The sequence below is a fragment of the Rhodococcus sp. MSC1_016 genome, assembly GCF_023667485.2.
Taxonomy (GTDB): domain Bacteria; phylum Actinomycetota; class Actinomycetes; order Mycobacteriales; family Mycobacteriaceae; genus Rhodococcus_F; species Rhodococcus_F oxybenzonivorans.
In genome coordinates, this window is record NZ_JAMOZI020000001.1 from 3,389,600 (window position 1) to 3,401,722 (window position 12,123).

The window sequence follows — 12,123 nt, forward strand, 5'->3', positions numbered from 1 at the left end:
CCGCCCGCTGCGAGGGCGGAACTACCGCGACGGTGGTCGTTCAGCTACTACCGAACAAGCCGCCCAGCGACCCGGTTCCCGAGCCAGTCCCGTAGGTGATCACCACGGACGAGACGGCGTCGACACCCGCCGCAGCGATGGTCCCGTCCGGTGCGTAGGACGAACCACCTCCGCCTCCGCCACCACCGAAGTTCTCGGCGCCGCCGCCACCGCCGAACCAGCCGCCGCCGCCCCCGCCCCCGGTCTCGGATCCCGCTCCGCCGGCGCCGACGAGGCCAGCCGATCCGTCGGGGTTGTCACCACCGTTGCCGCCGACACCACCCGCATCGGCCTGACCGCCACCCCCGGCTCCTCCCCCGCCACCGGCCTGGCCCGCGGGCGCATTGGGAGCGAGGTTGCCGGATCCACCGATGTAGGTGTCGCCTGCCCCGCCGCCACCCGACGCGACGATCTGCCGACCGGCCAGCTCACCCGTTCCGGTCCGAACGTCGGACGCGCCGCCACCGCCGCCCGCACCCGTGCCACCGATGCCGCCGCCGTTGAACCCGGCCGCGCCTGTGCCGTCACCACCGTTGCCGCCGACGAGCACATACAGGGCGTCGCCGGGCGTAACGGGAAGTGCGCGCGTTGCGACAGCGCCGACGCCTCCGAGAACGGAACCGGCGTTTCCACCGCGAGCACCCGTAGCGGTCACGTCGAGGCTCGTGATGCCCTCAGGAACCGTGAAGGACTGGGCACCACCGGTGAACGTGAAGGTGCACGTCACCGCACTGCCCGCCCCCTGCACGCAACCCGCCGGCAGTGCCGGGGCGGCCACGGCGACACTGGGCGCGAGCAGCGCGGATGCGCCGACGAAGGCCATCCCGCACACCCCGCTCGCGTACCAGCGGCGCCGTGTTTTCGTGTGCTGATCTGTCATGTCAGTCGTCCCCCGTCGCAGGCTGATCTCAATCGATCGTGTCGGTTCGGAGCATCCCACAGCGTTTGCCGGTCCGCGGCGGATCGAGGGATCGAGAAAAGTCTGAACGCCCGCTAAACGGGACCCGGCTGTTCGCGACCGGTCTGCAGCGGCTATGAAGGAGTGATAGACCGATTTGGTTTCGGAACCCAAGAGCAGTTTCTAGTGCGAGGTAAAGCAGATGAATGGTGCGGCGGCCATCGGTGATGGCATCTTCCAGATACCTGTCCCTATTACGGACAACCCCCTCGGTCACACACTGGTCTACGCGATGGAATCCCCCGGTGGACTGATCCTCGTCGACGCCGGTTGGGACGACGACAACGCCTGGGCCGGGCTCACCTCCGGGCTGGAGGAGATCGGCCACTCCGTGAAGGACGTGGAGGGCGTAGTCCTCACCCACTTCCATCCCGACCACACGGGGCTGTGCGGACGGGTGCGGGAGGCGTCGGGTGCGTGGATCGCGATGCACGAGTCCGACCACGAATTGTTCGCGCACATGTCTTCGGGTCGCAGCGACGAGTGGCTGGAGTTTCAGCGGCTCAACATGGTCCGTGCCGGCGCCGGCGCGGACGAGGTAGCGGCGTTCGAGCAGGCGGCGACCACCGAGCCGCCCACGGGCCCGAGTTCGGCTCCCGACCGCGTTCTCGTCGACGACGAACTGATCGCCCTCACCGGCAGAGGGCTGCGCGCCGTCTACACCCCCGGCCACACACCCGGGCACGTCTGCTTCTATCTCGAAGACGCCGACGTCATGTTCACCGGTGACCACGTGCTGCAGAAGACGACCCCGCATGTCGGCAACTTCGTCTACCCCCTCGAGGAACGCGATGCCCTGGCCGAGTTCTTCGACTCGCTGCGCCGTGTGCAGAAGATGGAGATCACCCGCGGTCTCGGCGCCCACGGCATCCCCATCGACGATGTCGCGGGTCGCGCCGGCGAGCTGATCGAACACCATGAGGAACGACTCGACCATCTCCATCACGCGTTCGGTGACGACCAGCTCAGCGTGTGGGATGTGGCCGCACGGATGAAGTGGTACAAGCCGTGGGCCGACATCTCCCCGATGGGCAAGCACATGGCGCTGTCCGAGGGCGCCGCCCATCTGCGGCACCTGGTCGCCCGCGGCCTCGTCGCGCAGGTTCCGGGCAGCGATCCCGCCCTGTTCGTGCGCGTCTGATCCGGAGACGCAAGCGCAGGCGAATTGGCTCGCCCATCGTGTCGGGCGAGCCAATCGATGCTCCAAAGTGCGTTCTCCGTTCCGGTCCCCGACTCGTCCACGAGCGCCCATACCCGGCGACGACCACAGTGCCTAATCGGTGACCTTCGGCCCTGGAATAAGGCCCGCCGCTATCGGACCGTAGTCATGGAAGCCGACACACACCGATCGGCGCGAAACGGAGAGGACATCGTGGGACAGCATCGCGAGGGCTCATTCGCCGGTGAGTACCGCCAGGAGGGCGACGATCTTCGATACTTGCACCCGGCCGGGATGGCGCTTGCGGTGCTGTGCGGGGCGACTGTGGCAGGGTTGGTCGCTTTTCTCGGTGTCTGGCTCGCGACGCCTCTCGTCGGTGTGGGTGCGGCAGCGATTCTTGTCGGAATCCTGTGCCTTGCGGCAGCAATGTTGATGCCCCGCCGGACACGCAGGGCACACACCGGGACGCTCGGACCCCCACTGCGGTGACCATCGGCCCTCCCGCGGAGGCCAGGCGAGGACGAGGATGGGTACGGAAGGGCGCTGCGCCGATTCCGTCGGGGTGTCGGCGAGCGTGTGGGTGAGGAGCAGACCATGAATGTCGATATTCCCGGTGTTGATGTGGTGCGGCACGCGGTCGACTTGGCCTGCCGAGCGCCGTCGGTCCACAACAGCCAGCCATGGCACTGGACGCTGACCGACGATCGCCTCGAACTTCATACCGATCCGGAAAGACTCCTGAAAACAGCGGACCCCAACGGTCGGCAAATGGTGATCAGCTGCGGAGCGGCCCTCCATCATCTGCAGGTCGCTCTCACTGCGGTGCGATGGACAGCCGAGATCGTTCGTCTCCCCGAAGGCCCTCGCTCACCCCATCTCGCGACCATTCGCTTCCAGCATGATGCTCGCCCCCAATCGCACGACTTCGACCTCGCGGCCGCGATGAGGCATCGCTACTCGGATCGACGGGCGTTCGACCCCGTGAAGACCTGGGGTCCGGGCACCCTGTCCGACATGGTTCGCGGACGTGGCGCACGCTTGACCGTGCTCCCCGCCGACGCGCGTCGTACGCTGGCAGAGGCGACGGAACTTACCGCGGCTGCGCGACGCTACGACGCGATGTATCACACCGAATTGCATTGGTGGGCGGGTCATTCGATTCCGGCGGGAGGAATCCCACCGACCGCGCTGGCCACCGCGGACGAGCGAGCGCGCGTCGGCATCGGGCGCAACTTCCCCTCCGGAACCGACACACACGGAGCTGACTCGACGCAGATCGATCAGTCGACCGTGGTGGTGCTGAGCACCGGAACCGACACTCGGATGGACTGGCTGCGCTGCGGCGAAGCGCTTTCCGCTTTACTACTCGACGCAACGGTGAACAAAGTTGCCACCTGCCCGCTCACCCACGTGACCGAGGTCCCGCAGAGCCGAGCGATGATCGGAGATCTTCTCCCCGAGCCCTCTTATGCCCAGGCATTGGTTCGCCTGGGCACGGTCGTTGTCCGCGCTCCCCGGCAGACTCCCCGGCGTGAGGTGGATACCGTGCTCTCGGTGAACAGGTCTCGGCGAGAAAACAGTCGCTGAGAGATTCTGGTCGGAGACCGGTCACACTGGCAGGAGCCACCATGCGCGTAGACATTCCCATCGTCGTCGGCGTCGACGGCTCGGCCCATGCACTGGACGCGGTGCGTTGGGCGGCACACGATGCGGTGGTTCGCGGCGCTCCGTTGCTGCTGGCTTCATCCCTTGTGGTGCGGCGCGGAACCTACGGTGACGCCATCAACCTCTCGGCGGGTGCCTTCACGGATCTCGAGGACGTCGGGAAGCAACGTCTGGACAGGGCGGCGGAACTGGCGACCAAGGCGGTCGGCGACTCACCGCTGACGGTGCACACCACCATTCGGGAGGGCAGCCCAGCCGCCGTCCTTCTGGACTTGGCGAAATCGGCCCGCATGCTCGTCGTGGGATCCCGGGGGCTGGGCAGTGTCGCCGGGGGTCTGCGCGGGTCGGTGAGCACGGCGGTCGCCGGCCACTCGCCGTGCCCGGTGGTCGTGGTTCGTGGCATGCCCGACCCGGTGGACGCTGTTCTCGACGGCCCGGTAGTAGTCGGGGTCGACGGTTCGGCGCGCAGCACACCGGCAATCGGCGCGGCGTTCGAGGAAGCCGCTCTCCGCGGCTCCGATCTTGTCGCAGTGCACGCGTGGAGTGATGTCGAGTTGTCGACCGTCTTCACCACCGACGAGGCGGATTTTCACGATTTGAGCTGGCCCGCAATCGCTGTCGCGGAAGAGGCCGTACTCGCCGAAAGCCTGGCCGGCTGGCACGAGTCGTACCCGCACGTCACTGTCCGGAAGGTGGTCGTCCGGGATCGGCCGATCGACCACCTCGTCGAACTGTCCCGACAGGCGCAGCTCGTCGTCACCGGCAGTCGCGGACGTGGCGGCTTCACCTCCCTGCTCCTCGGGTCGACCAGCCGGGCGGTGCTCCATTCCGCGCGATACCCGGTGATGATCGTCCGTGACTGACCCGGGAATTGCGCGTGTGCCGACGCCACGGGTGGGAAAAGCCCGGACGACCACCAGCTCAGACGTCCGGTAGCGGGGCCGCCCACGTCAATCGAGTCCCGCCCGTGTCCCGGGGTACAACCGTGAAAGTTCCACCGGCCTGCTCGGCTCGAGCGGCGAGATTGTGCAAACCGCTACGTGCCACTGTCGGTGGGAGGCCGATGCCGTCGTCGAGGACGTCGACGGTGAGGTCGTCACCGACCGAGACGGTGACAGTGACCGCGCGGGCTCGCGCATGGTGCACGACGTTGCTGAGCGCCTCCCGCACTACCGCTTCGGCATGGTCGGCGAGAGGACCGGTCACCACGTTCAGCGGCCCGGCCATCCGGACCGTGGTGCGCAGGCCACTGTTTTCGGTCTGCTCGGCAACGACGGTGTTGAGTACGTGCCGCAGCTGTCGGGAGTTCTGATCGATTCCGCGGTGCAGATCGAAGATCGTCGTCCGGACGTCGGTGATGATCTGCTGCACGTCGTCGATCATGTCCTCGAGTCGTGCGCGAATCTCGGGCGCCCGGGTGCGTGCCTGGGTGCTCTGCAAATTCAAACCGTGGGCGAACAGACGCTGGATGACGTGGTCGTGAAGGTCCCTCGCGATCCGGTCACGGTCCGAGATCAGCGACATGTCGGCCAGCTGCCGTTGATCATCAGCCAGCTTGAGCGCCAAGGCAGCCTGATCGGCGAACTCGGCGGCCAACGATTGTTGCCGATCGTCGAACGAATCCGCCCCGAGTTCTCGGATGATCGCCAGCACCCCGGTTATCGTGTCGACGGATACCCGCAGTGGCAGTAGGAGCGCAGTGCCGTAGCTCTTGCATTCCGTGATCTGCGGAACGCGCATCTGCTCTCCGGTGCGAAACGCTCGTCCTATGTCGGAGCAGTCGACGGGAATCTGCCGGCCGTGGAAGGCGGCGGTGGCGTCTCCGGCGTATGCAGTGACCGTCAGCGTGGTGACTTCCGCCGTCTCGACATCGGGATCGTCGGGCTGGGCGATCAGTACGTGGTCGGCGCCGGCGAGTGTGCGCGCTCGCTGGGCGATGAGGTCGAGGACTTCCCCGGTATCGGTGGCCGCGAGCAGCTCCCCGCGAATTTCACTGGTCGCGTGCTGCCACCGCTGTCGCAGCCGGGCATCCTCGAATAGTCGAGCATTGTCGACGGCGATACCCGCTGCGGCGGCGAGTGCTTGGACAACGACCTCGTCGTCCTCGGTGAAGGACTGCCCACCTGCCTTTTCGGTGAGGTAAAGATTTCCGAAGACCTCCCCGCGCACTCGCACCGGTACGCCCAGGAATGTGCGCATCGGCGGGTGGTAGGCAGGGAATCCGGAGGACGCCGTGTGTGCGGCGATGCTGTCGAGACGGATGGGCTTCGGCTGCTCGATCAACAACCCCAGCAACCCGTGGCCGGTCGGGAGTTCACCGATCAATTCCCGGGTGTGCTCGTCGATACCCTCGTAGACGAATTCCTGCAGGCGGTCCCGAGAAGGATTGAGCACTCCGAGGGCGCCGTACCGGCAGTCGGCCAACTCGATTGCCGCGTGCACGATCCGTTTGAGGGTCGCATTCAATTCCAGTCCGGACGCGACGGTGAGCACCGCTTCGAGCAGAGCGTCGATCTGGTCGCGGGAGTCCATCACCTGGCCGATGCGGTCCTGAACCTCGACCAGCAGCTCTCGCAGCCGCAATTGCGACAATGCACCTGTCAGTAACGGTTCCTCGTCGGCGGTCATCGTTCGCTCTCCTACTTGCCAAGTATCGACACTCATCCATCACACCACGCCCACCGAATCCGGCAGGGCGGTTCTCCCGATCGATCAGGACAGTGACGACTTTGTCCTCTGTTGCACCCCTAGGACGGGGCCCGATGCTGGTGGGGTCGGTACTCTCCCCGCGGAAGAAGCAGTCATGTATCAGGAAAAGCCACCCGTGGTGACCGCGCGATCGGACGGTCCGCTCCCCACTGCCGAATGCCGAAAGTTGCTGCGCTCGGTTCCGACCGGCCGGCTTGTCTACACCGAGGACGCCCTGCCCGCGGTGCGGCCGGTCACGTTCGCCGCCCTCGACGGCGATCTCGTCATCCCCACCGGCAACAACCCGTGGTTCGACCGCTTCGACCGGGTTGTGCTCGCATTCGAGGCGGGGACCATCGACCCGGCCACCCGCACCGGCTGGAGTGTTCTGGCAATGGGCAGGTCACGGCTACTGTCCGGCACCGACGGGTTGATCGGGTTCGCCGATCCGGCCCGCATACCGTGGAGCAGCTCGCGTGACGACCGCTACCTCGTGATCGACATCGAACAGATCAGCGGGCACCGCACCACGCTGCTCCGCCCGGCAGGTGATCTCCGCTGACACCCATCGCGATGATTTTCGAGACAGCAATTGCGCGTCCGCCTCATCACGTACCCTGTCAGGCAGGGCGCTGACCACCGGAAATGGAGTTCTGAGCCGCATGATCACAGTCTTCCTCGTCGATGATCACGAGGTCGTGCGCCGGGGTATCGCGAATCTGCTCTCCACCGATCCGGAACTGAGCATCATCGGCGAGGCCGGAAACTGCGCCGAGGCTCTTGCACGAATTCCCGCAGTACAACCCGACGTCGCCGTCCTCGACGTGCGGCTGCCCGACGGCAACGGCATCGAACTGTGCCGCGACCTCCTCTCCCAGCTGCCCGACCTGCGGTGCTTGATGTTGACCTCCTTCGCGGACGAACAGGCCATGCTCGACGCCATCCTTGCCGGTGCCAGCGGATACGCCCTCAAAGACATCCGCGGCACCGAACTGGCCCACGCCGTCCGCGAAATCGGTGCCGGGAAGTCGCTGCTCGACAACCGCGCGGCCGCCGCCCTGATGGAAAAACTGCGGGCAAAACCCAGCGTCGAAGAAGGACTGGTCGCCGGACTGACCAATCAGGAACGCACACTCCTGACCCTTCTGGGCGAAGGATTGACCAACCGGCAGATCGCGGAGCGCATGTTCCTCGCGGAGAAGACCGTGAAGAATTACGTCTCCCGGTTGTTGAGCAAGCTCGGCGTCGAACGCCGCACTCAGGCCGCCGTCATCGCCACCAAACTTCCGCGCACCCGCACCAAGCCGCGTTGACGTCGCATCATCCCAGTCCCGGCTGCGGCGGGAGCCAGCTAACCTTCCTCGTCGATCACCTGGAATTGTTCGTGCAGGGCTGCGGCGAGGTCGTCGATCTCGGGTACCACATCGGGGTCGGCGATGATCGTGACCGTGAGTGTGCCGGCATACGACAGTGCCGCGAACGCGACACCGACATTTCCCGCAGTGACGGTAATCGGCACCATCGACGCGATCGGAAGCCCGGCGATGGCCAGTGGGGACGGCGGCCCTGGCAGGTTGGACAAGAACGAGTTGACGAGCCGTTGACGGTCGACGAACCACCGAAACAGCTTCACAGCTGCCAGAAACCGGAAAAGGGGCCCGATCAGTGCCGCTGACGTACCACGGGTTCTCCTTTTCTGGACACGGGTAATGCCTGAAATGGCGGTTAACCGCTCCGCCGAACCTCCCGCCAGCGGTACCCGGACCGGCATCACCCCCACCTGATTCCCGAGGTGCCCGCTCGTTGTCGACCGTCGGGCAGAGACCGGTACCGAGACCACAAGCTCCTGCGGAAACTCGCCCCGTCGGTGCAGGAGTACGGCGAGGGCACCCGTGATCGCGGCAAGGAGGACATCGTTGACGGTTGCCCCGGAACTCCGCCCTGCTTCCCGAAGAGTGCGGAGGTCGGTCTCCACCGTCGTCACCCTGCGGCGCGGCCCGGTTGGCACATTCAGGGAACAGCGGGGTGCGGGGCGACCGATACTGTGCCCGAGCTCATTCCAGCCTCCGCGCACGCCTGCCACGGCTCCCGGGAATCGCCGCAGCGCGCGGAGGCGTTCGACGGCGCAGTCGGCGAGAAGCTCCATCGGCCGTGGTGGCGGGGACGAAGTGGGGATCTCGTCCACCGATCCCGCCGCGGCCATGCCATCGACCAGATGCGCCAAGATCGCCAGGCCACCGATTCCGTCGGCGAGAACATGGTGCAGCACCATCACCAGGCCGACGGATCCGCAATCGCCTGCAAGGTCCGTGATGATGATCGCTCTCCACAGCGGCCGTGAGCGAGGCAGCGGCTGAATGACTGCGTCCACCGCGATCGCCAGAGCGGTGTCGCGGTCGCCTGGAACCGGGCAGCGCACCCGTGCGAAATGGGCACCGACGTCATAGTGTTCGTCGTCGGCCCAGTACGGCCGGCCCAGGCCCGGTGGCGGGTCGACCAGGCATTGCCGCAACCGGCGAATCCCGCTGATCCGCTTCGTGAGGGTGGCCTCGATAGTCGCCGAATCCACTGTCCCGTCACCGGCTGTCCCATCACCGACGAGGAAGAGTACGGCACCGACATTCATGGGCACCGGCCCGACGTCTGAGGCGAGTTCCGTCAGGTCGCTCGGGCCTAGGCGCTCAATTCTGCGCTGTTCCGCCATGATCCGAGGATGCCAGACATGTTCCCTCCGCATGCAGGCTTGCACAGTTGCACCCAACGCGACGTGCGGCTGTGGCGTCAGCGGAAGTGGGCGTCGGTGATCTCGGCGCGAAAGAATTCGCCGGTCGACGCGTCGCCGGTGTCCCATCCCGCGCGCAGGCGCGCCGGGATGGTGATACCGGCGAATGTGCGCTCGGACTCAACGGCCACGGTGAACTGATAGCGGCCGAACCCCTGCCCTTCGGGATTGCCCCACCGCTGCATCCGCACACCGCGCAGGGTGCCGTCGTCGGCAATGTTCAGGTGCACGGTTTCCTCGCGACCAGCCACGGTCCACGTCGCCGAGACATCGTTCCTGTCGCCGGTCCAGCGTGCCAGGGGAAATGCGGTCGGCACGAAGATACTCTCCCCGGCGAGGCGTCCGGCCGCACTGGCGGTGACATCACGACCACGGGCGGACATCACGGGGATCAGTCCGCCGAGTCGCCACCGCATCTCACCGCTACCGCTGGTGAAACGGTCGTAACCCATAATCGGCAAACCCCCAACCTTCGCCGTAGCGGCCCAGATAAACCCTTCCCCCGGGGCGATGAGCTGGGTGGCGGTAAAGTGCCGCCACTCTCCGAGCCGGATCTGTCCACGCATCTCGAGTTGTACCGCCCGAGCAAGCGGCGAGTTCTCGGCGACGGCACGGACGATCCACCGGCGGGCCACGAGTGGAAGATCCTCGGCGAGTGTGGCATGAAACTGTTCCCCGGTCCCATACACATTCGCCAAGCTCGTCCACTGCCCCCTCACGTGGCGGGCGGCCCGAGGAACGGACAACGGCTCAGACATTCAATGCCCCTCCATACGGGTGGTGATCGTCCTTGTGGGCGGTGTCATCTCCAACCGCACGCCGAGGAGGCGCACTTCGCGGTCGTGGTCGAACCGGTCGACCAGGGCCGCGGCGGCGTCGCAGATGATGTCGACGTCGAACGTCGGTTCCGGCAGCGCCTTGCTGGTGGTGCGGGTGATGAACGGCGCGTAGCGCACCTTCAACGCGACGCGCACGGCCGGACGATTCTCTGCCACAATGTCTTCCCGCACCCGCACGGCGAGACGGCGAATCTCCTCTGTGACGGCGGACCAGTCGGCGAGGTTCTGCTGAAAAGTCGTCTCACGACTGTGGGAGCGGGCAACCCATGGGTCGGCGGTCACAGGGGAACGGTCGATGCCGCGGCCGATCCTGCCGTACCACGGTCCCATGGTCGGTCCGAACGTTGCTGCGAGGTCCTCATCCGCGGCCGCCGCCAACTCGCTCACCGTGTTCAATCCCAGGGCGGCAAGCTTTTTCGCGGTCTTGCTGCCGATCCCCCACAGCGAGCGGGTGTCCCGCTCCCCCATGACGTCGAACCAGTTCGCACCCGTCAGACGGAAGATGCCCTGCGGCTTCCCGAATCCGGTCGCGATCTTGGCACGTAACTTGTTGTCGCCGATCCCCACTGAGCAATGCAGTCCGGTCGCCTCGAGCACCGCCGCCTGAATGGCGCGGGCGAACCCTTCGGGATCCTCGGTTTCCACACCGAGAAATGCCTCGTCCCAGCCCATCACCTCCACCACGGCGTCCATCTTCCGCAACGTATCCATCACCACCGCGGATACCTCGGTGTAGGCCTCGGCGTCGACGGGCAGGAACACGGCGTCGGGGATCTTGCGGGCCGCGGTCCGCAACGGCATCCCGGACCCCACCCCGAACTCGCGGGCCTCATACGACGCCGTCGACACCACTCCGCGTTCGGTGGGGTCGCCGCGTCCACCGACCACCACGGGCTTGCCCCGCAGCTCGGGCCGGCGCAGCACCTCCACCGCCGCGATGAACTGGTCGAGATCGACATGCAGCACCCACCTGCGGTGCGGCGGCGTGGTCATGGAATCAGTGTGCCGGAATCGACCGAGCCTGCACCTCGAAACGCGACGCGGAAGCTACTGGACGGTGTCGCGATAAGCTTTGCCTCGATCCCCCCGCACAGGCGACATGTGGCAGGGCACCCACGGGCGTTAGTCGAGCGAAGGGATGCCGTGCATGTCGAGTTGGCCGGAAAATAGCGGCATGAGAACCCTCGCAGTAAGCGTCCTGTGCATGATCACTGCAGTGCTGACAGTTGGCTGCTCCGATAACACGCCGACGCCACCCGGAGGAGGGGTCGCGCCCGAGTCACTCGTACGGGCGGCGGCGAACGACGCATTTGTCGCAGAGGTGCTCACGGTGTCAGTAGGGGCCGAGAGTGCGGATGCGCGTTGGGCAGGCGAAGGCCGCATCGCCCTATCCGAGGGTCGATTCCGGTTCGAGGTCGGTGAGACGCAGCCCCACGCGGAGTTCGAGATCGGGACGGTGATCGGGCTTGGTGGGGAGGGCGCAGAAAACACGGTGAGCGAGACTGTCGGTGGATCCATCGGTGCCGCCGGGCAGCGCTGTTGGATGAACCCCCACGCGCCGGTTGGCTACTTCACCGACACCATAAGTGTCGAAGAAGCGCTGCGGGTCACTGGAGCAGTCGTCGAGAGCCTGCGCGGCGAAATCAAACAGGCCCGAATGATCGATCCAGCACTCGATACCTTCGAGGTCGAACTCACGCCCTCGGCCACACAGCCGGAAGATGAGTTCGTGGACACACCGGACCGGGTCTGGGGAGATCGTTGGATTCTTGGGCGACTGGGTGGCCCCATTGCCGTCGAGCTCACCGACGAGGGTGCGCTACGTTCACTCGACGTCGAGTTCGGACCCTACGAACCCTATTCCTTATTGGGGCAGCAGCATTCGGTCGACCACGTACGTATCAGCACCAGGTTCTCGCCAGCCGACACTGCACTCGCCCTCGATCCACCGGACTGCCAAGCGATCGAGTGATCGATTTCGCAGAAGTCAGCG

Annotated in this window: 12 protein-coding genes; 7 read left to right on the forward strand and 5 right to left on the reverse strand. The window is 66.0% G+C overall.

Annotation, left to right across the window (positions count from 1 at the left end):
* Positions 1-40: 40 nt before the first annotated feature.
* Positions 41-862, reverse strand: a complete 822-nt coding sequence (locus L1080_RS15675) for a glycine-rich protein (protein ID WP_159927036.1) — start codon at positions 860-862, stop codon at positions 41-43.
* 277 nt (positions 863-1,139) lie between these two features.
* On the opposite strand from L1080_RS15675, the gene L1080_RS15680 reads away from it, so the two are divergent.
* From L1080_RS15680 to L1080_RS15695, 4 genes are all read left to right on the forward strand, one after another.
* Complete coding sequence (locus tag L1080_RS15680; RefSeq protein ID WP_159920930.1) at positions 1,140-2,138, forward strand: MBL fold metallo-hydrolase; 999 nt, start codon at positions 1,140-1,142, stop codon at positions 2,136-2,138.
* Between the two features lie 231 nt (positions 2,139-2,369).
* Entirely contained in the window at positions 2,370-2,645 is a 276-nt protein-coding gene (locus L1080_RS15685) for a hypothetical protein (RefSeq protein WP_308202135.1), read from the forward strand.
* Between the two features lie 105 nt (positions 2,646-2,750).
* Entirely contained in the window at positions 2,751-3,743 is a 993-nt protein-coding gene (locus L1080_RS15690) for an Acg family FMN-binding oxidoreductase (RefSeq protein WP_159920926.1), read from the forward strand.
* A 41-nt stretch (positions 3,744-3,784) separates the two neighbouring features.
* A complete protein-coding gene (locus L1080_RS15695) occupies positions 3,785-4,684 on the forward strand; it encodes a universal stress protein (RefSeq protein ID WP_159920924.1) in 900 nt (299 codons plus the stop codon).
* A gap of 58 nt (positions 4,685-4,742) precedes the next feature.
* Here the strand turns inward: L1080_RS15695 and L1080_RS15700 are convergent, their stop codons facing one another.
* Entirely contained in the window at positions 4,743-6,449 is a 1,707-nt protein-coding gene (locus tag L1080_RS15700; RefSeq protein ID WP_250770370.1) for a sensor histidine kinase, read from the reverse strand.
* 175 nt (positions 6,450-6,624) lie between these two features.
* On the opposite strand from L1080_RS15700, the gene L1080_RS15705 reads away from it, so the two are divergent.
* A complete protein-coding gene (locus tag L1080_RS15705; protein ID WP_159920920.1) occupies positions 6,625-7,071 on the forward strand; it encodes a pyridoxamine 5'-phosphate oxidase family protein in 447 nt (148 codons plus the stop codon).
* Positions 7,072-7,171: 100 nt separating this feature from the next.
* On the forward strand, positions 7,172-7,822 hold the full coding sequence (locus L1080_RS15710) for a response regulator transcription factor (protein WP_159920918.1): 651 nt from the start codon (positions 7,172-7,174) through the stop codon (positions 7,820-7,822).
* A 38-nt stretch (positions 7,823-7,860) separates the two neighbouring features.
* Here the strand turns inward: L1080_RS15710 and L1080_RS15715 are convergent, their stop codons facing one another.
* From L1080_RS15715 to L1080_RS15725, 3 genes are all read right to left on the reverse strand, one after another.
* Positions 7,861-9,213, reverse strand: a complete 1,353-nt coding sequence (locus tag L1080_RS15715; RefSeq protein WP_159920916.1) for a wax ester/triacylglycerol synthase domain-containing protein — start codon at positions 9,211-9,213, stop codon at positions 7,861-7,863.
* 77 nt (positions 9,214-9,290) lie between these two features.
* The gene (locus L1080_RS15720; protein WP_236603427.1) at positions 9,291-10,049 is read right to left on the reverse strand and encodes a DUF6920 family protein; all 759 of its coding nucleotides are present in this window, start codon (positions 10,047-10,049) and stop codon (positions 9,291-9,293) included.
* Positions 10,050-11,123 carry a DNA polymerase IV gene (locus L1080_RS15725; RefSeq protein ID WP_159920914.1) on the reverse strand — a complete coding sequence of 358 codons (1,074 nt, stop codon included), beginning with the start codon at positions 11,121-11,123 and terminating at the stop codon, positions 10,050-10,052.
* A gap of 337 nt (positions 11,124-11,460) precedes the next feature.
* Here L1080_RS15725 and L1080_RS15730 point away from each other — a divergent pair, with 337 nt between their 5' ends.
* On the forward strand, positions 11,461-12,102 hold the full coding sequence (locus L1080_RS15730) for a hypothetical protein (RefSeq protein ID WP_159920912.1): 642 nt from the start codon (positions 11,461-11,463) through the stop codon (positions 12,100-12,102).
* Positions 12,103-12,123 lie beyond the last annotated feature (21 nt).

Coding starts and splice junctions, on each gene's coding strand:
- L1080_RS15715 (WP_159920916.1), bottom strand. CDS start 9,213: ATGGCGGAACAGCGCAGAATTGAGCGCCTAGGCCCGAGCGACCTGACG.
- L1080_RS15720 (WP_236603427.1), bottom strand. CDS start 10,049: ATGTCTGAGCCGTTGTCCGTTCCTCGGGCCGCCCGCCACGTGAGGGGG.
- L1080_RS15675 (WP_159927036.1), bottom strand. CDS start 862: ATGGCCTTCGTCGGCGCATCCGCGCTGCTCGCGCCCAGTGTCGCCGTG.
- L1080_RS15680 (WP_159920930.1), top strand. CDS start 1,140: ATGAATGGTGCGGCGGCCATCGGTGATGGCATCTTCCAGATACCTGTC.
- L1080_RS15690 (WP_159920926.1), top strand. CDS start 2,751: ATGAATGTCGATATTCCCGGTGTTGATGTGGTGCGGCACGCGGTCGAC.
- L1080_RS15710 (WP_159920918.1), top strand. CDS start 7,172: ATGATCACAGTCTTCCTCGTCGATGATCACGAGGTCGTGCGCCGGGGT.
- L1080_RS15700 (WP_250770370.1), bottom strand. CDS start 6,449: ATGACCGCCGACGAGGAACCGTTACTGACAGGTGCATTGTCGCAATTG.
- L1080_RS15705 (WP_159920920.1), top strand. CDS start 6,625: ATGTATCAGGAAAAGCCACCCGTGGTGACCGCGCGATCGGACGGTCCG.
- L1080_RS15695 (WP_159920924.1), top strand. CDS start 3,785: ATGCGCGTAGACATTCCCATCGTCGTCGGCGTCGACGGCTCGGCCCAT.
- L1080_RS15725 (WP_159920914.1), bottom strand. CDS start 11,123: ATGACCACGCCGCCGCACCGCAGGTGGGTGCTGCATGTCGATCTCGAC.